Below are 20,668 nucleotides of genomic sequence, written 5' to 3'. Positions count from 1 at the left end.
CTATTTAACGCCCATACATTTGTATGCGGCTAACACTGAGCATTACCGACTTATTGGCATTAAATATTCAGTGTTTAAAATGAACCGCTTAGATTATTTATTTACTGTCAATTCGTCAATGTTTTAGCAATATTAAAGTAGCATCGATAACAGTAGTGCTGACGTTTTTTTAACAATATGAATCACTAGAAAAGGGCCAATATTTCAGTTGTATTTAACTCTATTTCTCACAATGAATAGCAATAATTTGTCCGCTATTTTCTTATATTTTTTCCTGCTCTCTCGGTTAAATTGATCTGTGTCAAATCAGAGTGCGACATAATGTCGCACTCTGCCCATCTAGCTTTGTTTTTATAAAAAACTTCAGTAAAAATCATTTGGTTAGTTAATTTCTAGGTTCAGGATGTCGTAATGAAAATCTCAAAAATCTCCCAAGCACTCACAGTTGTTTTATCCGTTAGCGCCGTAAATTCCTTCGCTGATGATCTCAATAATAATAGTATTGAGGTGATTACAATAGAGGCACCAAAGTTAACGCATTCTGAAACGGCACTAGCGGAAGGCAACTTAGTGATGCCCGATGTTGCTGATTGGCTAAAAACCGTTCCTGGAGCAAATATTAATAAAAACGGTCCTATTACTGGTATTGCTCAATATCGGGGCATGTTCGGTGAACGCATTGCCAAAACTATTGGTGGTCAGCAAATTGTTAGCGCTGGACCTAACGCCATGGATGCACCGTTAACTTACATCAACCCGATTATGGTTGAATCTGTATCGGTTTACCGAGGAATTGCTCCGGTGCGCAGTGGTATTGATACCCTTGGCGGTGCTGTTGAAGTTAACCTTAAAAAAGCAGAAGTCGATACTGGCTCAACATTCAGTGGTGATTTAGCACTTAGCTACAACGACATTAACGATGCATCAACTGTTGCCGGTGACATTAATATTAGCAATGAAAATACCGGTGTTTTATTGTATTTAACGGACCAAAGTGGTGATGACTATGAGGACGGTGATGGCAACATTATCTCTTCAACAAAATACGATAAAAAGCAGTACGGTATAGATGTACGTCATCAAGGTAAAGATTGGCAAATTGGCGCTACCTGGCACCACGCAAAAACCAATGATTCTGGCACGCCGGCACTACCTATGGATATTGATTACATCGATTCTGACCGCTATAACCTTGATGGTGAATTACAACTTAGTGATTGGCAATTAAGTTGGCAACTTGGCTATCAAGATGCCACACATGGCATGGATAACTTTAGCCAACGCGACAACATGAATATGGCTATGTACCGCTACAATACTGCTGACGCACAATCATTAGACTATAAACTATTACTCAGTCAGGGAGATTGGCTGTTTGGCTTTGAAGGCTTTGACGCTGAACACAATTCTGTGATCACTAATCCTGAAAATATGATGTTTGAAATTAAAAACTTTAATAATGTTAAAGATGCACGCCATTCTATTTTCGCTGAATGGACACCAAGCAGCGAAAAGTTTTCTCATACGTTAGGACTTAGAATTAAAAGCAATAGCGCTGATGCGGATGAAATATCTCATTCAATGGCAATGATGAATCCAAATATTAAAGCCCTACAAGATGAATTTAACGATGCTGATCGCAGTGTATCAGATACCACATTTGACTTAGCACTAAGCAGTGAATATCAATGGACCAATACCACAACCGTTAATTATTCAGTCGCAGTTAAGCAGCGCGCTGCAAGTTACCAAGAGCGTTACTTGTGGGTACCAATGCAGGCAACAGGTGGCCTAGCTGATGGTAAAACATATGTTGGTAACATCAATTTAGATAATGAAACGGCATATCAAATTAATGCCGGTATTTCATACGACAATGGTGACTTCGCTATTGCACCACAAGTATTTTATCAAAAAGTTTCCGACTATATTCAGGGTACACCATCAACTGACATGCGAGTTAAAATGGTTGCAGGCATGATGGGAGATGACAGCCCATTAACGTTCACCAATATTGATGCAACGCTATACGGTGCGGATATGAATTGGCATTATCGTTTAAATGAACAATTTAAATTATCAGGTATTGTTAGCTATGTTCGTGGTGAGCGTGATGACATAAATGATGATCTTTACCGTATATCACCATTAAATACTCGTATTAACCTAAACTATCAATATAAAAATTGGCAAAGTAATTTAGCAATTCATGCATACAGTTCACAAAATAAAGTATCTGAGCTGAACAATGAAAAAGCTTCGGCTGGCTACGCTATTGTTGATTGGCAAATAGATTACTTTGTTAGCAGTGGATTGGTAGTTCGTTTAGGTGCCAACAATTTATTAGATAAACAATATAGTGATCACCTTGGCGGAGTTAATCGTGCTAATGGCAGTGACATTGCAGTTGGAGATAAAATTTCCGCTATGGGTCGAAATGTTTATCTAGCAATGGATTACCAGTTTTAACCGCTATTTTTGATGGCGCCACCCTGCCATCAACAATATTTTGGTGTTGATAGAGCCAGTATCATTTTGATACTGGTTTTTTTTGCAACTTTCTTTGTAAAGTACGTCGGTGCATACCAAGCTGTCTCGCAGTAGCTGACACATTGCCGCTATTACTGTTCAGTACTTGGTTAATATGCTCCCACTCAACACGCTCTGCTGACATAGTATCAACATCTAAGCTGACTGCGGGCTCTAGTATAGTTTCAGTATTTAAAGCGCTTAATAACATTTGCGTATTAACGGGTTTTGCTAAGTAATCATCAGCACCTAAACGCATCGCTTGAACAGCCGTCGTCACACTAGCAAACCCCGTTAGCAGGACTAACCTAACCATAGGTAATGCTGCACGAATTGGCTTTATTAAAGTAAGACCATTTTCCGATGCCAATTTCATATCTAATAAAATACAGTCTGGCTTTTGTTGCAAGCAGGCATGCAACGCTTGATCTGCTTGATGTACTTGCTGACAACTAAAATCATGCTTCGCCATCCGTCTAGCTAAAGTAGCAGCAAATGAAACGTCATCTTCTATAATTAGCAACTTTTTCACGGTTCACTTTACTCCTTACAGGCAAGTAACGGTAAATTAACTAGAGCAATACAGCCTTGCTCACTATGGTTTTTCAACTGTAATTTTCCACCTAGGCGATGAAAGGTAGAATTAGATAAAAATACTGCCATACCTAAGCCTGATTTGCTGTTGACCATTTGTTCCCCAAGCACAGCACGTTGCGCTTGATTCATACTCGCTTCAATGCCTAAGCCAAAATCTCTTAATTTCAAAATTAATGAATTTTCTATGACACATACCGTCAAGGTTATCTTACTTTGTTTGTTTTCTTGGTTTGCTCGAATAGCATTTTGCACCAAATTGAGCAGTGCAGGTAACAACATGGCATCAGACTCTATTGTCGCATCAATAGGCTCTGATTGAATAATATCAAGTTGCTGCTCTGGAAAATGAAAATGCATTTGATCAACTAATTGCTCAATTAGCTCATTAATAGACAAGCGCGCTTTTTTATTTTCACGAATTGATGTCGCTAAAGAACGAAAGTACCCCAACTGACTAGTGCACTGACTTAATGGCTGCGCCATTGCCATCACTGCCTCGTGTTCCGGATAGTCTTCCGCAAGCTCCTCGTAAAGCAATTGAATATTGGCCAATGGTGTTGCGACCTGGTGAGTTACTTGTGCCGATGCAACACCTAGTGCTAATAGCTGCTCACTCTTTAATTGATCTTCACGCTGTAAGGCAATAGCTCTTTCACGATTAGTTATCACCCGTGCCATAGCGCCAACTACAAAGGTTACCACTAAAACTGATAGTAGGAAGTTTGCCCACATACCAATAAAATGGTTGCTCATATCCATATGATGCATAGTATGTTCTGGCATTGTTAACAACAGCACACTGTAAGACGCTACCGCTGATAGTGAAATAAATAATAAATAACGTGCTGGTAAGCTAACCGCAGCAATAACAATTGGTAAAAGTAGCAGTGACACAAAGGCATTAGTTGCGCCACCACTTAATGATAGTAAAACCGTTAAAAATATTACATCTGCAACCAGTTGAAAAACTATCGCTAAATTACCAGCACTGCGTTTACGAAAAACTAATATACTCACCGCATGAAAAACACTTTCTACAATTATTACAACGACTAACGGCATCAGCGCTATTTGCAGCGACATAACAAAATAGACAATTAGTACAGTAAATAACTGAATAGCAATCGCGATAGTTCTTAATAAAAACAATCGTTCAATAATGGTCATCGTTTGGTAGTTAACTGATGGCATAGTGACTCGTAAAAATTTTTAGGTGAAAGAGGGCGGTTCTAAGAGTTAATTTCTATACCTAAATTTGACAAACCTTCTTCTAATACTAACGCTTTAGCTTGTTTGCAAGAGGCTTTGTTTTCACTGGCATTTTTAAGGAAATCAAACAACTCATTTTGTGTTGCTTTTTCCCATTCCATTAAAGGGTGTTCATCGATTTGTTGCGGAGAAATGATCAGCTCCTCTTCATCTGGCGTTTGTTCGTCCATTGCTTGTGCCAAACTCAATTCAACATAATAACTAACACTATTTTCTGACAACTTGCCGATGTTTTCAAAAGCACTATTTTGCTTATCTTGCATCGATTGAAACAAAGACATTAATGCCATTGCGCTGTCTAAGGCAGGAAATACACCAAAAAAGTCAAATGATTCAGGATCGGGTACTTGCTCTTCTAGCTTGGCAATTTGTGCATCGTAATTAATTTTACAGCGGCTATCTTTATCTAGCCATTGCCAAATAAGATCTAACTGGTTTCTCAGCACCTTATAATCGCCAAACTCTGCATGCTGCGCAAACATTTGGTAATTAGGTAACATGCGTTCCAATAATGCCGCACAAAATGCCACTTGTTGCCATTGGCTTAAATTTTTCAAAGGTAGATGAATCGCCACGTCGAGTCTCGTTATCTGTCGAAAGAGTAGTTCGCTATTATAACCTTATTTAGTCATTTTCGTTAACTGCTTCTGCGCATATTCAAACCGTAAGCGATATTCTGTTAACTTATCTTCCAATTCATTCACTTGTTGCTCAAGTTTATGATTTAAATCAGTATTTTCATCACGTAAATATTTTATAGTTTCACGGGCTTTATTGTATTCAAGTTCTTGCTTACCTTTACTTTCCTGCACCATATGACGATTTTTAATTGCTGTAGATTTTTCTGTTTCCAGCTGTTGTGTTAACTTTGTTAAATGGTGTTCCATATCCGCTAACTTATTAACAATACTATGATGTTCATCGCTTAATTTTTGATGTTCAGATTTGCTATGCGTTAGCTCATTCGCTTGGTTTTCGAGCGTCACTTTCTGCTGGTTAATTTTTTCTTCCAATCGCTTTTCTTGACGATCAGTCTGTTGTTGTAATTTCGTTAGTGCGGTATTTTTATCTTCAATACTCTGATTAAATTCTGCGGTCACTTGCTGATGATTTATCTGTAACTTTTTAAGATCTTGTTGGTGCTGTTCGCTGCTTTGCTTGGCTTGAGTCGTTAATCCTTTATTGTCAGCAACTTGCTGTGCAAGCTCTTGCTCTATAACTAATAGTTCTTGCTTTAAGTCTTGCTCATTTTCGCTGTTTTTAGCGATTTCCTGCTCAAATTTTTCCACCACTTCTTGGTGCTCTATTTGTACTTTTTTTACGTCTTTTTGATACTGTTCTTCACTTTGCTGAACCTGCGTTATTAAAGTTTTGTTTTCCGCTAACTGTTTAGCATTATCTTTTTCACACGCGGCAATATCACTTTCAAGCTTAGTAATTTCTTTTTGTGCTATTTTCAGCTGCTTTTGATCTACTTCATTTTGTGTATCGAAGGCAGAATTTTCAGTTGTTAATTGTGTGATTTGCGTTTGTAATTCTTGGTTTGTAACCGATAAATTCTGACAATTGTCAGTTAACTTTTCTATTTTTTGTGTTTGATTTTCATTGGCTTTTTTTTGCGCATTTATATCATTAACTAATTCGGTATTTTTACTTTGCAATTCTGCTACTTTTTCATTTTCTTGCTTCAGTTGGCTTTCAAGCTGCTGGCTCTGCTTAATCAAATGCTCGGTTTGCTTTTGCTCACTACTTAGTTGTTCATCGCTGTTTATCTGGCTTTGTTCTTGTTGCGCCTTTAATAATTCCAGTTCGCTTGCGACTTGCTCATGCTTTAGTTGTAGATCAGAGATTTGCTGGTTTTGTACGGTAATTGTTGCAGCTTTTGCTTTGTCAGTTTTAACTAGGTTGGTATGCTCAGTTTGTGCCGTAGATAGCTCTTTAGATAGCATCGAATTGTTTATTTGAAGTTTATCTAAATTGCCTTGGTGGTCGTTGTTATCAGTTGTAAGCTTTGCAACTTGCTCACTTAGTAGCGAATTTTCCTGAAGTTTCTCTTTAAGTACTTGTTCAGTATCCGTGAGCTTAGCACTATTAAGCTTGGCATGATTCTCAAGCTCTTGATGCTGCGCTTCAAGCTGTTTTTGTAATTTATTATTGTGCTCAATATGCTCTTTAATTAAGACATCATGAGCAACTTTACTATCATCAGCAGTTTTTTTTAATTGTTGATTTTCTGCTTTTAATTGTTGAACGCTGGGGTGTTTTTCAACTAATTCAGGGCTTAACTTTAGGTTTTCACTATAACTAGTAATTAACTCTGTAATTTTATCTTCTATTTGTAGATAAATATCACCTGCGATACTTTGAATATTATCTTCTAATTCACTTGGCAGTTTTTTCTGTTCACTCATATGGTAAAAATCCCTAACCCTAGATCAAAATAAACATAACACCCAAAATTATCCTAGCAGACGTTTAATTTTTATTCATGCTTAATTACTATGCCACAAAATTAGCTTGCTAACGTTTTTTAATTCTATAAGCACAACGACGATCACCGGTAAGTAAATACTCACTTCTTTCGACGCTATAATTTTCACCTAAACACTGTTGGAAAATGGTCAATTCAGAGCGACAAAAATTTTGACATTCTCGTGCCGCTGCACATATCGGGCAATGACTTTCAATTAACAAGTATTCGCTACTATCAACTTTTTCTACACTTGCCATGTAGCCCTCTTGAGAGCGCATCAACGCTAAGGTTTCAACCTTACTGACTAAGCTATTACATAAGGTTAACGCAGCCTGATACTTTTCAAGCATTTGTTTTTCACGCTGCAAAATAACTTGCTCTAAACCTTGCTCACCAAAAATTTCACTGACAGATTCTATTAGATGCAAAGTAAGATCGGCATGCCGATCTGGGAAGCGTTTATGCCCGAGTTCAGTAAGTTGCCACATTTGCTTTGGCCGGCCAACATCCGCTTTTTGCAAAAAATGATTTACTAGTGTTTTCTCTTCTAAGCGCAGTAAGTGTTGGCGCGCCCCCATACTGGTCATCGCCAATTCTTTTGCCAATTCACCAGAAGTCATCGCACCTTGGTTTTTTAACTTAGCTAAAATGGTATCAACATTTTTCATTTGTGCCATATTTGCATCACCTAATCGATTGTTTTTTAGTTCTGTAAGGCGTTTAAGGTAATAAACATAATAATTTTAAACACTAAGTTCAATGTATTGCATAGAAATAGTATTAAAAGTAACTGTCACGCAACTATAGTTTTTGAGGTTAGAAACAAAAAAAGAGCCTTAAGGCTCTTTTTTCAAAGTTTAGTAGGGTTAACTACTATGCTTTAGCTTCTTCAGCTGTTACTGCTGTAAAACGAATAGCATTTATTTTTGCTGCAGATTCACTTTGGTTACGTAATTGTGCTAAACGATTAACTTGGCCAGTAGCACCTAACATTGCATGAATCGGAATAAATAAGCCACGCTTATGGAAATCTAGCACTTTATCATCGCTTAATGTTTGAAGTTTCTTCTCGTCGATACCATATAAGCCAACAAGTTTCTTAGTTTCACCGGCTGCAAAGTTTACGTTCAGCTCTAATTCCATCAATAATTCATTATCAAGTAATTCTTTAATGAACTTCTCGTTCATAACTTCATTATCGTACAAACGACCTAGCGAGTCTTGAACACCTTTAAAAAATTCGCTGTCATTGCCTTCGGCATCAAACAATTCGTGTTCTTTGTCTTCACCAACAAATTTATTGTCTAAATCCACACATGCAGTTAGTGTTTTTTCTTTTTCAGGATCTAATCCTAATGAGAAAGGTGCCATAGCAATACTTTGCGGGATGTAAACTGCATTCCATAAATCTTTAGTATGAAAAAGGTTTTCACCAGCTTCTAAGCCAAGCATCACAACACTACGGTAGCGCTCAGAACCTTGATCTTTTACTAATACAATTGGGTAGCTAGTTGCAGCTTGTGAAAATTCAGGCGCAGTTATAGGCGCAATATGCTGGTTTGCAACATGTGATAAATCACGTTGTGCTGAAATTTTAACGTTTTGATGAGTTTCTTTTTTAATTGGAGTAATGTTAGCCATGAATAAATTCTCTTTTATACTGCGTCTTTAGTCGTTGTCGTTTTTGACACTTTTCTGTTGTTGATAATAGTTATGGAGACACCTAATAACGCTTTCAATGGTATAATTGAAATAATCTCAATATTATTTACTACAATGTTGGTATTTTGTTAAATGAATACTTACAAGCTCAAATATAACAACAAGTTAAATATGAAAATTTTAAACTACTTATCTGTTCTTTTACTTATCTTCAGTCCGTTAAGCTGGGGAAAGCCCAAAATAACTGTAACATTTAACAAACTTGCTACTGGCTTTACTCAGGTAAAGATTAGAAATGATACATTTGAATCATTAGCTTGTTATGTTGCTATTGATGGCTTTAAAGAAAAATTTCAATTGCGCGCCAAATCAAGCTCTCCTTGGATAACGGCAACCGACAAACGTTACAATTACCAAAATTTCAGTACCTGGTGTGATTATTTAGAAACTCACCCTAGCTATAGAAGTTATCGTGCTTATTAGCTAGTCCGAGCAATCGAGCATATCCATCAACCCCATGTTTCGCTACAACAATAATCTTTTTCATTGAACCAAACTACAAATAGTAGCGCAAATGATAACAATTATCAGTTGCGTTACTTTTTTTAACAAATTATAATGCCGAAATAACAAAATCATCTCTCTCAGATACATTTAGGCTTTATAAAACATGAAACTGAACTTCAACACCATCATGGCGGCAGCAATATCTGCAGCCACTTTTACTGCATCTGCAGGCGAAAACCTATGGGTTTACGCTAAAGGTACTGATACCAGGCCTGCTGGCAGTTACGAATTCAAAATTGCTGACACCATTCGTTTAGATAAAAACGCGGGTGATCATTACACTTTTCATGATATTCGCCCAGAAGTTGAATACGGTGTAACGGATAGTTTAACGGTTGCTGTTGAAGCGATTATTTTTAACCACGACTACGATGTAGGTTCAGAAGAAGATGGTGCACCATGTCCAATGTGTGAAGCAGGCGACGGCACAGGTAAGTTTAGCGATACCCAATTTGCCGGTTATGAACTAGCAATGAAATACAATGTATTAAGCCCATATAAAGATGCTTTTGGCTTCTCATACGGTTTAGCATATGAGCGTCGTGACAAATATCGTTTAGATGGTGCTGATATCGATCAAGACTCATTTGTTGGTACCTTATTTTTCCAAAAAGACTTTTTAGATGACACTGTGGTAACAGTGCTAAATATTAAAACTGAATTTGAACGCAGAAAGTCAGGCACTGTTGTAGAAGATGAATTTGCTGTAGATATTGCAGCCGCTATTTCTTACCGTTTCGCACCACAATGGTTTGTTGGTTTAGAGTTCAGACATCAGTCAGATTACTTAAACCCACAAGACAAGGCAGAAAAAGGCAATACTGAAGACGGATTCGATGCCGATGGCTACACTGTTGGTTTAAAGAAAACCAACTTTGATTTAAGTGACTTCCGCATTGGTAGCCAGCATCAGCGTGGGAACTATTTCGGGCCAACATTACATTTTGCTGAGCAGAAGTGGTGGGTAACTGCTGGTGTACTATGGCAAATCAGTGGTGGCGGTTCAGAGCATGCTGATGTTCGTAACGGCCGTAACTGGGATGAGCATGAGAAAATGCATATTGGTTTATCATACGGTTACGAATTCTAATAATATTAAGCAGTTAGCTTAATTCGATAAGGCTTACAGATTCCAATAAATGGACTGTAAGCCTTTTGCATTTATATTAACCATAAGTAATTTATTATCATGAGTATGTTACGTAGACGATTTTTAAAGGGTTTAGTAGCTACAGCAGTAAGTTTTGCCCTGCCAATTCAAGTGTCTTTTGCGAAAAGCTATTTAACTATCGAGCAAGCACAAAAAATATTATGGCCGGAGCAAAAGCTCACGCCAGCCCCTGTTGACTTAACCGAGCAGCAAGCCGATTTAATTGAAGACTTATCAGACATTCGTGTCCGTAATCATCATATTAACAGCTGGCGATCGGAAGACGGTGGCTGGTTTATAGTTGACCAAGTTATTGGTAAACATGAAAATATCGATTTAGCAGTTGCTATCAGCGCTGACGGGAAAGTTATGGGTATTGAAGTATTAACGTACCGTGAAACTTATGGCGATCAAATTATGCACCCTAAATGGCGCGCGCAATTTCATGGTAAAGACAGTAGTGAATTTCTCAAACTTGATAAGCAAATAAAAAACATTTCTGGTGCAACATTATCATGCCGCCATGTCACTGATGGCATCAATAGACTAAATCACACTTGGTCGAGCGTGCTCAGTAAAATAGCACTGTAAAGTTAAGTACTACTGTGACAATGCATCAAATTAAACGTTGCCAACCGCTATTAGGCACTTTTATTGAAATAAGCTTACAGGCAAGGCTACCTGAAAAAGCTTTAATTGCTAGTGCAAATATTGCTTTTAAAGAAATAGAGCGAGTGCAACAAGCGTTAAATTTTCATCGAAAAGATAGTGAATTGTCACAGCTCAACATGGCGCTAATTTCAGCGCCAAATACAACTAAAGTACTTTCGGATGATCTTGCCACTGTATTAGCATTTGCCCATGAAATTCACCTCGCATCAGCTGGTGTTTATGATATTTCAATTGCATCAAAGTTAATGATAGACAAGCACTTACCTAATCACCTTGATATCCCGCATTCTAGTTCAGCAGCCTTTGGTAGTTTTTCTGATGTTAGTCTCCAAGGAAACAGCATTTGTAGTACCAAACCGGTAGTTTTTGATTTAGGTGGTATTGCAAAAGGTTATGCCGTTGACCAAGCGATTGCAAAGTTACCTGAAAATATTTCTGGTTACGTTAATGCTGGAGGTGATATGCGGGTTATTGACTGGAAAAATCAACAAGTGTCAATTAAGTACGCTCGTCGCCCAAGTGCATTAAAAGCATTAACATTACGCAATACTGCATTAGCAAGTAGTGGCAGTTATTACCAAGCACAAGGCTCACAATACTTTCACCCTAAAACTCAGCGCTACAACACCATTAAAGGTTGTATTTCAGTATTTGCTGACAACACAATGCAAGCTGATGCCTTAACTAAAGTTGTCGCACTTATGAAGTATAAAGATGCAAAACCAATACTAAAACGTTACGGTGCAAGCGCAATAATCACCAATAGATTCGGCTTTAGCCGCCAAATAAACTAGAGTAAAATTAATGTCCAATGTCAGCCGGAAAATAGCCAAAAAATATCGTTATTTATTTTACGGTTTTTTAAGCCTAAGTGTGTTTAGCGGTACAGGGTTCTGGCTATTACGAAACTTTGCCATGGTTGAGGGCGACTTTGGTCCAGAATCACACTTTTTACAATACCCATTTCTACAGTTACATGGCTTAGCAGCATTTTTAATGTTAATGGCTTTAGGCAGTATTTTCACCTCACACGTTTCAAAAACTTGGACATTGGGCAAAGCAAAAAAATCGGGCATAACGCTATTAAGTTTTATCGTTTTTTCCCTATTATCTGCATATAGCTTATATTACTTAGTTGCTGAAGACTGGCATACTTTACTTGGCAATTCCCACGCTGTCGTTGGTTTAATACTACCAAGCCTATTATTTTTCCATATCAAGATGGCGAGAAAAGGCCGAAAGCACAAGCAAAAATATAACCACAAAAAACTAAAACATCGAGCACAGTAGCCATTATGAAACGTCGTGAATTTTTAAAAACGGCCTGTTTAGCAAGTGCATGTTTATTATCTGCCTGTAAAAGTACAATACAGCACGTGCAATCAACACGTCAGGGTAATACATTAGTTGTTGAGAAAACACTATTTAACACGAAAACAACCGTTACCATTGCACATAAAGATTACTCCATTGGCATTGTGAAACTTGATAATAATAACTTCGCCGCTTCACAATTAATTTGCAGCCACCGAGGATGCGCTGTCACACCTAATGAAAATGGTTTTATTTGTCCCTGCCATGGCGCTCGTTTTGATAAGCGAGGACAAGTAACGAAAGGCCCTGCTGAAGAAAACTTAGTAAGTTATATTACGAGTACCGACCAGCAATTTGTTTATATTCAGTTATCAGAATAAGTTTCATACTGTGCTCAACTATTTATTTAAATCACTTCAAATTGGCAGTTTTTTACTGTTGTTATTGGCGCTAGCAGCCTCTGCACAGCAACCTGAAAACTCCTTAACGGCTGTGACAAAACCAGAATTTAATACATCTGATTTGCAACCCACAGAGAGAATGCTGGTTTCATATTCAAAAACAATAAAGTCACTTAATGATGTTCGAACCAGCGATAATATCTTGATTTATCCAGAGCAAATTATTAATGCACAACATACTGTTGCCGATCTTATATCGCAAAGTGATGGCGTGAATCTCAATGGCCAAGGTGGCCTGTTTCAAAGTTACAATATTAGAGGTTTTAGCCGAGCGCGCATAAAAACTGAAGTTGATGGTATTCCCATTATCACTGACAGAAGGGCAGGCAATTCAATTTCTTTTATCCCTGCTGAGTTAATTTCTGAGGTTTATATTCAAAAAGGACCACAATCAACACTATATGGTTCAGATGCTATGGGTGGAGTGGTCAGCATTTCGACTCAAACTCATCAAAACTCTACGATCAGTTTTTCCGCGCAGCAACAAAATAATGCACGGCATATATCAGGTAATTTTGTTGGCGAGCAGATAAACGCTAGTTTAGTGCAGCGCCAAGCTGATAACGCTAACTCAGCAAGTGGCAGTAATGCAACACCACTAAATACTTCATATCAGCAAAAGGCAGCAACACTTTCAGGTACAACAAACTGGCGCAATATAGATATTTTCGCCTCGGCAATTTTAAGTCAAGGGAGCGACATAGGTAAGAGCGCAATTACTTTTCCAAATAAACGTATTAGCAATTACCCACAGGACGACCATTTATTATCGCAAATAGAATTTTCAGTTGCACAAGCTTGGAAGCTAAAACTCTATCAACATAACCAGCAATGGCAAACTGATATTGCTCGCTTAGATGACAAACAAAATATTACTCGTAAAAATCTAACAAGTTATCAGTCTGATACCTTTGGTGCTTATGCTTCATGGCTTGTCGACAATACAGTAATTGGCGCTGAATGGCTTGGCCGTCATAATATTGAAATTAGTGAGCAAGAATACACTGCGAACAATGAGCTAGTTTGGCAAAAAGATATGATTAATGCCGACGAAGATACTTTTGCTATTTACACCTTGCATGATTGGTATTTTAATAACCTAACTATATCGACAGGTGCAAGATACGACACCATCACCCTCAAGCAATACCAGCAAGAAAAAAGCGACAACTTCCTTTCCTTGTCCACTCACTTTAGTTATCTATTTTCCCCAAAAACAAACTTGAGTTTGCAAGTTGCGAATGCCTTTCGTTTTCCAACCGTCAGTGAACTATTTTTTTCTGGTGAAACACCACGAGGCAATACACAAGGTAATAGCGAGTTAAAAGCTGAAACGAGCCTTGGCTGGCAGTTATCAATCGCTCATAACATCAATAAAAATATAGCAATAACCTTCAATAGTTATCACTATACTATTGACGATTTTATTGAACGATATACGCAAGATAGTGTACGTTATTATAGAAATAACCAAAAAGTTAAAATACAAGGTTTTGAACTAACAAATAGTTGGCAAATCAATCCTCATTGGCAGTCAAGCATTGGCTTTCAATGGCAACAAGGTCGCGATGAAAATAATAATGTCATTGATGACGGCATTCCAAAAGCATTAAAATGGTCACTCAACTGGCAGAATGACAGTTTTAATATTCGCCAGCAATTAAGTTACCAATTTTCACAACAAGATGTCGGTCCGTCGGAGCTTGCTCAAAAAAGCGAGTTAGTTTGGCATACTCAAATTGATTACCAAGTTAACAAGCACCTAACATTGGGCATATCGGTCATCAATTTAACCAATAACCTCTATAAAACATCACGAGATGAAGATGCAGCTTATCAACCGGAAAGAAGTATTAATATTAGCGGTACTTGGCAGTTTTAATTACAATATTACTTGCCGTAAACCACGCTAAGTTAACTTACGAGTAACAGATGAATTTTAATCGAATCAACCGCAGCACCCATAAATGGGCCAGTATTATTATTGCGCTACCATTTTTAGTGATATTGGTGACTGGCGTACTATTGTTACTAAAAAAAGAAGTGTCGTATATTCAACCTGCCAGTGCTAAGGGCAGTGTTAAAAATCAACCAAGTATCAGCTTTGAACAAGTATTAATCATTGCCAAATCTGTTCCTGAAGCAGGTATTGACTCTTGGCAAGCAATTGACAGATTAGACGTTCGCCCTGGCAAGGGCATTATAAAGGTAAGAGCAAAATCTGAATGGGAAATTCAAATTGATGCCACTACCGGAGAGGTGCTTAAAACCGCTTATCGCCGCTCAGATTTTATAGAACAATTACATGACTTTACTTACTGGAAAGACAACGCAAATTTATGGTTTACACTGCCACTATCTATTGCACTACTTCTTATTTCAATAACCGGCATTATTTTATTTTTTCTACCTTACTATAAACGCTATGAAAACCGTCAGCGTATTAAAAGCTATAGCTAAACTAATCTTGCCAGCGCTTAAATATTAATGAGGTATTAATACCGCCAAAAGCAAAGTTATTGCTCATCACATAGTCTGTTTCGATATGTCGACCTCGCTCAACAATATAGTCTAGATCGCCACATTGCTCATCAACATTATCTAAATTTAATGTCGGAGCAAACCAGTTATCTTTCATCATATTGATACAAGCCCATGCTTCAATGCTACCACATGCACCAAGAGTATGACCTAGATAACTTTTTAATGAGCTCAGTGGCACCTTTCCAAAAACATTAGCTGTCGCATTCGATTCAGCAATATCACCTTTATCAGTCGCGGTGCCGTGCGCATTCACATAACCGATTGAGTCTGCAGCTATGCAAGCATCTTCAAGTGACAATTCTATTGCTATTCTCATGGTTTCAGCAGTAGGCTGGGTTACATGCTTACCATCAGAGTTTGAACCAAAACCAACAATCTCAGCAAGTATGTTAGCGCCTCGCGCTTTTGCATGCTCGAGTTCTTCTAAAATCAAAGTACAAGCCCCTTCACCAATCACCAAACCATCACGCTCTTTATCAAATGGTTTTGGCGTTAATTTAGGTTGCTCATTTTTAGTACTAGTTGCATATAAAGTGTCAAATACTGCTGCCTCTGTAACGCAAAGTTCTTCTGCACCGCCAGCGATCATCGCCTTCTGTTTACCAAACTTAATAGCTTCATAGGCATAGCCAATTCCTTGCGAACCCGATGTGCAAGCAGAGCTAGTCGTAATTACCCGACCTTTAGCGCCAAAAAAAACGCCAATATTAACAGGGGCAGTATGTGACATCATTTGTATATAGCTGGTCGCTGTGACGCCTTCCATTGTATCGTTTTCCATCATATTACCAAAAGCAACTAAGGGTGATGTGGAACCAATAGATGAGCCGTATGATACACCTGTGCTACCATCAGTAAGAGCTGCATCTGTTAACAAGTTTGCTTGTTCAAGCGCTAGTTCTGTTGCACGGGTTGCCATCAATGAAACACGCCCCATTGAACGGATCATTTTTCGCTTATAGTGAGCTGGTTTTTCAAAATGCTTTACAGGTGCGCCCAAACAGGTATTCAGGCCATCTAATTTCTGCCATTGTGGCATGACCTCTACCGCATTTTCACCTTGTTCCAACGCGGCTCTGAACGTTGGCCAATCGTCTCCCAATGCTGTTATAGCAGACATTCCAGTAACTACAACTCGTTTCATTAGACTATCCCACCATTTACTGAAATCACTTGCCTTGTAATATAAGCTGCTCCATCTGAAACTAGAAATGATACCGTTGCAGCAACTTCTTCTGGCTTACCTACTCGCCTTAATGGGATCATTTTTTTCACTTCGTCTAGAGGCAAGTCTTGCGTCATGTCGGTATCAATCAAACCAGGAGCGACACAATTCACGGTAATTTTTCGTTTTGCTAACTCAAGTGATAATGCTTTCGTTGCTGCTATAACGCCACCTTTAGCTGCACTGTAATTCACTTGACCTCTATTGCCAGCTATACCTGACACCGATGCCATAGTGACAATACGACCACCGTTTTTTGCCCTCACCATTGGCATAACCACTGGATGTATAACATTATAAAAGCCATCTAATGCAGTATTAACAACACTACTCCAATCTTCACTTTCCATGGCAGGAAACGCCATATCTTTAGTTATACCTGCATTACAAACAACACCATAATATACGCCATTTTCAGCCATATCATTTTCAATGGCTTGTTTTGCCGCTTTTTGATCGCAAACATCAAACTGTAGCAAACTTGCATTACGGCCAAGTGCGATAATTTGTTCTTGTGTATCCTTTGCAGCATCTATGCCGCTACGACAATGTACTGCGATATCAAAACCATCTTGTGCAAGCTTGATTGCAATTGCTTTGCCTAACCCTCGGCTCGAGCCTGTAACTAAAATTCTTTTAATATCTTTTGTCATGGTCATTTTTCACTTTTATAATTTATCTTGTACTTAAGTATTTTATGCGTAGCTTTCTTGAATAAATGCATCTGGATCTTTCGGTTGAAATACATTGATATTTGCTTGTGCCAGTACTTCACTTTTAATACTTAATATTTCACACTCAAAAACTCTTAAGCCTGAGTCTTCACGGTATAGCTCTTTAATGGTGATAGTTAAGGCTTCATTGACCTTAAAATATGGTTGAAATGTCTTATATTTCCTTGAACCTAATAAAAAGCCTATTTGCACATCGTCTTGTTTATCTAGTGCATGCGCACCAGCAAATGCGGCAATAGCCTGTGCCATATATTCACTACCAATATAACTTGGGACGCCGTGCTTGAACTCATCATAAAATGGACTTGCAGGATTAATTTCAACCTTACAACGACAAGTATCCTCATCGTAATACTCCAGCGAATCAATTAGTATCATTGGCACTTGATGAGGTAAAACCTGCGTTATAGCGTAGTTATTCATAAATCTTCCCAATCACGGCACTAAAATTATTCCCCCCAAAAGCAAAAGAATTACTTAGGCAATATTGCAACTTAGCTAGCTTTTCACCTTGGCTCAATTTTATTGAAGGCATTTTTTCATCAATATCACTACCGCGACAGTTTGCAGGCAACCGCCTGTCAATATTATCATCACTCAACAATAACCAGCAAAGCCCTAACTCTAGTGCACCCGCAGCGCCAAGCGTATGGCCAGTCAAATGCTTAGTTGAACTACAATAAACTTGTTTTCCGCAGACCGACGCCATTGCTAACGCTTCCATTTCATCGTTTTTAATCGTGCCAGTACCATGTAAATTTACATAATCTATTTGGTTAGCATTAATTTTTGCATCTTCAATAGCATGTGCCATCGCTTTAGCTGCGCCAGCACCATCAGGTGAAGGTGCAGAGATATGATAAGCATCAGAGGTTTCACCTGCACCCAGTAATTGAATACCATCACTATCTTTAGTCATAACAAACAGGGCGGCGGCTTCGCCAATATTAATCCCATCTCTATATTCTTGAAACGGCTGACAAACATTTTTACTTATCGATTCTAGAGATTTAAAACCATTAGTTGTCAGCTGTGTTAAGCTATCAACTCCACCCGCAATAACCACATCAGCCAAGTCATTTTCCAGTAAAGTTTTTGCACTTACCAAAGCCTTACCACTGGAAGAACAAGCTGTTGAAATGCCATATACTGGTCCCTTGGCGTTAGCTAGTTTAGCAATATAAGTTGCTGGTGCTGACATTTCTTGCACTTCATATTGAAAGTCTTTTGGAAACTGCCCTTGTCTAGTTAATTGCTCTCTTGCTAACTCGCCTTCATAAATACTTGCAGTACTGGTACCAATAACCACAGCAATACGATGCTGGCCATATTTTATCGATAGAGGCTCTAAAGTCTCTGCAATTTGCTGATAAGCAATGTAAGCCAATTTATTGTTGTTAGTCGAAATTTGCTCAATAGCTTCGTTATTTTTAGGTAGCTGAACTCGACCGACATATTGGGGCTCTTCTATGGGTAATTCACTATCGAGTGACAAAAATTGCTTTTCGTCAGAAAACAAAGCCGTTAGGACTTCTTGCTTATCATGACCAAGCGCACAAATAACGCCAAATTCTTTTAAGCAAATACTCACTCACTTTCCTTATTTAAATTGACTAGCCGAATACTATAATCTCGCATAACATTTTCTAATTGATAACTGCCTTTAAGTTTATCAATCTTAATAATAATTTGATCTTTGTCCCAAATTGTTCTCTGCCAAATAGCCCCTTTATCATTTGCATCGTCTACTTGAACGGCGCGAACATTGCTTCCTAATAATGAACTTTGAATGATATTTATTGGCCAATGACAGAGTTGCATATCAGCAATAATAAAGCGAATATCAACAAACGGTAATGATACATATTGATTGATTTCCGTCGTTTTATTACTAAACCATGTAAAATCAAATAAAGGAACGCCTGATGGTGAAACTGCTGCCATAGCAATTTCATTACTACGATATTCAACTTGGGCAATAAAACGATGGATCTCACCTTTAGTGGTAATTTCAACTAGGTGGCTATCTATAGCACCAACTTTTTCTGTTGGCGGTACCGTTAATACTAACCCCATGCTTTTAGTTAAATATAATGCTTTGTCATCAGGCAAGGCACTACAACCAGCAATGAAATAGGCCAGTAATAACAGCAATAGCTTTTGCGTAAGATACTTCAATTTACTACCCTGCTTGGCACACTTCTGCCAAAACATTCAATCGCCTGACACTTTTGGCAACATAAGGGTTTTGTTCATCCCATGCATACCCGGCCAATATCGAACTTATCATTCGACGCACAGAATCATCATGGCGGTCATGATAAACAACATTTTGAAAACTTTCGTTATACCAACCTTCGACAAAGCAACGGAAAGTATCTACACCAAATTTCAAAGGCTGTGCATATTCAACTTCCCAATTAACAGTATCGCCCTGTAATTGTTTTTTCACTAAAGGTGCGGCTAAAGAAGCAGATTTCATTGCGATAGTGACACCTGAAGAAAATACCGGATCTAAAAACTCGCCTGCATTACCTAATAAGGCAAAATTTTTCCCGCATAATGTCGTAACATCAGCAGAATATCCTTTAATAACTCGTGCCTCTTGCAATGGTGTTGCATTTTGTAAAAGTCGCTGCAGGTTTTCATCCTGTGAGATGAACTCTTGCAATGTATCAATAGCAGATAATGATTCATCAAATCGCTCTGGTAAGCCAACAACACCAATACTTGCCGTTCCATCAGAGAATGGGATTAACCAATACCAAACATCACTATAATTTGGATTCACCGTAATAAGTATTTTATCACGGTCAAATTCGGCACAATCAATGCCATCTTTAAAGTGACTAAAGTAACTATGCCTAATCGGAAAGTCTGATGGCAACTCTAAATTAAGCAACCGAGGTAAAACCCGTCCAAAACCACTGGCATCTAATAAAAATTTCGCTTGCACTTGATACGGATTATCGCTTTCATCGTGAACGTCGAGACATACTTCAGGTTCCAATGAAACAACGGCATTTACTTGGTGACCATAACGTATACTTACACCTTTCTTTTCAGTTTCATCTGCCAACAATTTATCAAAAAGTCCTCGTTTTACTTGATAAGTTGTACCGCGCCCGACACTAAACTTTTCAGTGAAATCAAATGATGAATTTTTACCGTTTTTATGAAATGCTGCGCCATTTTTAAACTGAAAACCAAACTCTTTAGCGTATTTATCTAACGCCTGTTCCAGCCCCGCTTCTTTTAAAAACTCCATACATTGAGGTAACAAACTCTCACCAATAGAGAAACGAGGAAAATATTGTTTTTCCAAAACCAGCACTGATATTCCAGCAGTAGCAAGCAAAGAAGCGGCAACAGTACCTGAAGGTCCAGCTCCAATAATAACCACATCATATTGCTCAATGATCTGTTGTGTTGGTGACGTAGTTTCCATTAATTTTCCCTAAAGTTATAACT

The 20,668-nt window shown here is 38.2% G+C and carries 21 protein-coding genes; 9 read left to right on the top strand and 12 right to left on the bottom strand.

What is annotated here, in order from left to right; all coding sequences use genetic code 11:
* Nucleotides 1-411 precede the first annotated feature (411 nt).
* Complete coding sequence (locus AC27E9_RS00550; RefSeq protein WP_487126298.1) at nucleotides 412-2,469, top strand: TonB-dependent receptor; 2,058 nt, start codon at nucleotides 412-414, stop codon at nucleotides 2,467-2,469.
* A gap of 61 nt (nucleotides 2,470-2,530) precedes the next feature.
* Here the strand turns inward: AC27E9_RS00550 and AC27E9_RS00545 are convergent, their stop codons facing one another.
* The 6 genes from AC27E9_RS00545 to AC27E9_RS00520 all read right to left on the bottom strand — a co-directional run bounded on the left by AC27E9_RS00545 (nucleotide 2,531) and on the right by AC27E9_RS00520 (nucleotide 8,509).
* Nucleotides 2,531-3,061, bottom strand: a complete 531-nt coding sequence (locus tag AC27E9_RS00545; protein ID WP_487126297.1) for a response regulator transcription factor — start codon at nucleotides 3,059-3,061, stop codon at nucleotides 2,531-2,533.
* Between the two features lie 8 nt (nucleotides 3,062-3,069).
* Nucleotides 3,070-4,317 (bottom strand): sensor histidine kinase, encoded by a 1,248-nt coding sequence (locus tag AC27E9_RS00540; RefSeq protein WP_487126296.1) that lies wholly within the window; start codon nucleotides 4,315-4,317, stop codon nucleotides 3,070-3,072.
* A gap of 38 nt (nucleotides 4,318-4,355) precedes the next feature.
* Nucleotides 4,356-4,970 (bottom strand): YjaG family protein, encoded by a 615-nt coding sequence (locus AC27E9_RS00535; RefSeq protein WP_487126295.1) that lies wholly within the window; start codon nucleotides 4,968-4,970, stop codon nucleotides 4,356-4,358.
* A 45-nt stretch (nucleotides 4,971-5,015) separates the two neighbouring features.
* Entirely contained in the window at nucleotides 5,016-6,806 is a 1,791-nt protein-coding gene (locus tag AC27E9_RS00530) for a coiled-coil domain-containing protein (protein WP_487126294.1), read from the bottom strand.
* A 109-nt stretch (nucleotides 6,807-6,915) separates the two neighbouring features.
* A complete protein-coding gene (locus AC27E9_RS00525; protein WP_487126293.1) occupies nucleotides 6,916-7,545 on the bottom strand; it encodes a helix-turn-helix transcriptional regulator in 630 nt (209 codons plus the stop codon).
* A 196-nt stretch (nucleotides 7,546-7,741) separates the two neighbouring features.
* Nucleotides 7,742-8,509, bottom strand: coding sequence for a SapC family protein (locus AC27E9_RS00520; protein ID WP_487126292.1), 768 nt, complete (start codon nucleotides 8,507-8,509; stop codon nucleotides 7,742-7,744).
* A 153-nt stretch (nucleotides 8,510-8,662) separates the two neighbouring features.
* Between AC27E9_RS00520 and AC27E9_RS00515 the strand changes: the two genes are divergently transcribed.
* The 8 genes from AC27E9_RS00515 (at nucleotide 8,663) to AC27E9_RS00480 (ending at nucleotide 15,154) form a co-directional block, all read left to right on the top strand.
* Complete coding sequence (locus tag AC27E9_RS00515; protein ID WP_487126291.1) at nucleotides 8,663-9,013, top strand: hypothetical protein; 351 nt, start codon at nucleotides 8,663-8,665, stop codon at nucleotides 9,011-9,013.
* Between the two features lie 187 nt (nucleotides 9,014-9,200).
* Complete coding sequence (locus tag AC27E9_RS00510) at nucleotides 9,201-10,187, top strand: DUF6662 family protein (protein WP_487126290.1); 987 nt, start codon at nucleotides 9,201-9,203, stop codon at nucleotides 10,185-10,187.
* 99 nt (nucleotides 10,188-10,286) lie between these two features.
* Nucleotides 10,287-10,838 carry an FMN-binding protein gene (locus tag AC27E9_RS00505; protein ID WP_487126289.1) on the top strand — a complete coding sequence of 184 codons (552 nt, stop codon included), beginning with the start codon at nucleotides 10,287-10,289 and terminating at the stop codon, nucleotides 10,836-10,838.
* Between the two features lie 20 nt (nucleotides 10,839-10,858).
* Complete coding sequence (locus AC27E9_RS00500) at nucleotides 10,859-11,713, top strand: FAD:protein FMN transferase (protein WP_487128241.1); 855 nt, start codon at nucleotides 10,859-10,861, stop codon at nucleotides 11,711-11,713.
* Between the two features lie 10 nt (nucleotides 11,714-11,723).
* Nucleotides 11,724-12,209: a hypothetical protein gene (locus AC27E9_RS00495; RefSeq protein ID WP_487126288.1), complete on the top strand. Its 486-nt coding sequence runs from the start codon at nucleotides 11,724-11,726 to the stop codon at nucleotides 12,207-12,209.
* A gap of 5 nt (nucleotides 12,210-12,214) precedes the next feature.
* Nucleotides 12,215-12,613, top strand: coding sequence for a QcrA and Rieske domain-containing protein (locus tag AC27E9_RS00490; RefSeq protein ID WP_487126287.1), 399 nt, complete (start codon nucleotides 12,215-12,217; stop codon nucleotides 12,611-12,613).
* Nucleotides 12,614-12,623: 10 nt separating this feature from the next.
* On the top strand, nucleotides 12,624-14,576 hold the full coding sequence (locus tag AC27E9_RS00485) for a TonB-dependent receptor plug domain-containing protein (protein WP_487126286.1): 1,953 nt from the start codon (nucleotides 12,624-12,626) through the stop codon (nucleotides 14,574-14,576).
* A gap of 50 nt (nucleotides 14,577-14,626) precedes the next feature.
* On the top strand, nucleotides 14,627-15,154 hold the full coding sequence (locus AC27E9_RS00480) for a PepSY domain-containing protein (RefSeq protein ID WP_487126285.1): 528 nt from the start codon (nucleotides 14,627-14,629) through the stop codon (nucleotides 15,152-15,154).
* Nucleotide 15,155: 1 nt separating this feature from the next.
* Here AC27E9_RS00480 and AC27E9_RS00475 read toward each other — a convergent pair whose 3' ends face one another.
* Genes AC27E9_RS00475 through AC27E9_RS00450 form a run of 6 tightly spaced genes read right to left on the bottom strand, consistent with a single transcriptional unit; the run spans nucleotide 15,156 to nucleotide 20,645 of the window.
* On the bottom strand, nucleotides 15,156-16,382 hold the full coding sequence (locus AC27E9_RS00475; protein ID WP_487126284.1) for a beta-ketoacyl-ACP synthase: 1,227 nt from the start codon (nucleotides 16,380-16,382) through the stop codon (nucleotides 15,156-15,158).
* Complete coding sequence (gene fabG, locus AC27E9_RS00470; RefSeq protein WP_487126283.1) at nucleotides 16,382-17,122, bottom strand: 3-oxoacyl-ACP reductase FabG; 741 nt, start codon at nucleotides 17,120-17,122, stop codon at nucleotides 16,382-16,384. Before fabG ends, AC27E9_RS00475 begins: the two co-directional genes overlap by 1 nt.
* A gap of 36 nt (nucleotides 17,123-17,158) precedes the next feature.
* Nucleotides 17,159-17,620, bottom strand: coding sequence for a hotdog family protein (locus tag AC27E9_RS00465; protein ID WP_487126282.1), 462 nt, complete (start codon nucleotides 17,618-17,620; stop codon nucleotides 17,159-17,161).
* Nucleotides 17,613-18,788, bottom strand: coding sequence for a beta-ketoacyl-ACP synthase (locus tag AC27E9_RS00460; RefSeq protein ID WP_487126281.1), 1,176 nt, complete (start codon nucleotides 18,786-18,788; stop codon nucleotides 17,613-17,615). The genes AC27E9_RS00465 and AC27E9_RS00460 overlap by 8 nt, the downstream gene beginning before the upstream one ends.
* Complete coding sequence (locus AC27E9_RS00455; RefSeq protein WP_487126280.1) at nucleotides 18,785-19,411, bottom strand: DUF3261 domain-containing protein; 627 nt, start codon at nucleotides 19,409-19,411, stop codon at nucleotides 18,785-18,787. Before AC27E9_RS00455 ends, AC27E9_RS00460 begins: the two co-directional genes overlap by 4 nt.
* The gene (locus AC27E9_RS00450; protein ID WP_487126279.1) at nucleotides 19,380-20,645 is read right to left on the bottom strand and encodes an NAD(P)/FAD-dependent oxidoreductase; all 1,266 of its coding nucleotides are present in this window, start codon (nucleotides 20,643-20,645) and stop codon (nucleotides 19,380-19,382) included. The genes AC27E9_RS00455 and AC27E9_RS00450 overlap by 32 nt, the downstream gene beginning before the upstream one ends.
* Nucleotides 20,646-20,668 lie beyond the last annotated feature (23 nt).

The sequence above is a fragment of the Colwellia meonggei genome, assembly GCF_057537295.1.
Note: the sequence above shows the minus strand (reverse complement) of the source record. Positions and strands in the feature narration are given on the sequence as shown.

What these genes read in the sequence shown, in the direction of transcription:
- AC27E9_RS00550 (WP_487126298.1), top strand. Translation starts at nt 412, where the DNA reads ATGAAAATCTCAAAAATCTCCCAAGCACTCACAGTTGTTTTATCCGTT.
- AC27E9_RS00540 (WP_487126296.1), bottom strand. Translation starts at nt 4,317, where the DNA reads ATGCCATCAGTTAACTACCAAACGATGACCATTATTGAACGATTGTTT.
- AC27E9_RS00530 (WP_487126294.1), bottom strand. Translation starts at nt 6,806, where the DNA reads ATGAGTGAACAGAAAAAACTGCCAAGTGAATTAGAAGATAATATTCAA.
- AC27E9_RS00525 (WP_487126293.1), bottom strand. Translation starts at nt 7,545, where the DNA reads ATGGCACAAATGAAAAATGTTGATACCATTTTAGCTAAGTTAAAAAAC.
- AC27E9_RS00520 (WP_487126292.1), bottom strand. Translation starts at nt 8,509, where the DNA reads ATGGCTAACATTACTCCAATTAAAAAAGAAACTCATCAAAACGTTAAA.
- AC27E9_RS00515 (WP_487126291.1), top strand. Translation starts at nt 8,663, where the DNA reads ATGAATACTTACAAGCTCAAATATAACAACAAGTTAAATATGAAAATT.
- AC27E9_RS00510 (WP_487126290.1), top strand. Translation starts at nt 9,201, where the DNA reads ATGAAACTGAACTTCAACACCATCATGGCGGCAGCAATATCTGCAGCC.
- AC27E9_RS00505 (WP_487126289.1), top strand. Translation starts at nt 10,287, where the DNA reads ATGAGTATGTTACGTAGACGATTTTTAAAGGGTTTAGTAGCTACAGCA.
- AC27E9_RS00500 (WP_487128241.1), top strand. Translation starts at nt 10,859, where the DNA reads ATGCATCAAATTAAACGTTGCCAACCGCTATTAGGCACTTTTATTGAA.
- AC27E9_RS00495 (WP_487126288.1), top strand. Translation starts at nt 11,724, where the DNA reads ATGTCCAATGTCAGCCGGAAAATAGCCAAAAAATATCGTTATTTATTT.
- AC27E9_RS00490 (WP_487126287.1), top strand. Translation starts at nt 12,215, where the DNA reads ATGAAACGTCGTGAATTTTTAAAAACGGCCTGTTTAGCAAGTGCATGT.
- AC27E9_RS00480 (WP_487126285.1), top strand. Translation starts at nt 14,627, where the DNA reads ATGAATTTTAATCGAATCAACCGCAGCACCCATAAATGGGCCAGTATT.
- AC27E9_RS00475 (WP_487126284.1), bottom strand. Translation starts at nt 16,382, where the DNA reads ATGAAACGAGTTGTAGTTACTGGAATGTCTGCTATAACAGCATTGGGA.
- fabG (WP_487126283.1), bottom strand. Translation starts at nt 17,122, where the DNA reads ATGACCATGACAAAAGATATTAAAAGAATTTTAGTTACAGGCTCGAGC.
- AC27E9_RS00465 (WP_487126282.1), bottom strand. Translation starts at nt 17,620, where the DNA reads ATGAATAACTACGCTATAACGCAGGTTTTACCTCATCAAGTGCCAATG.
- AC27E9_RS00455 (WP_487126280.1), bottom strand. Translation starts at nt 19,411, where the DNA reads ATGTTTTGGCAGAAGTGTGCCAAGCAGGGTAGTAAATTGAAGTATCTT.
- AC27E9_RS00450 (WP_487126279.1), bottom strand. Translation starts at nt 20,645, where the DNA reads ATGGAAACTACGTCACCAACACAACAGATCATTGAGCAATATGATGTG.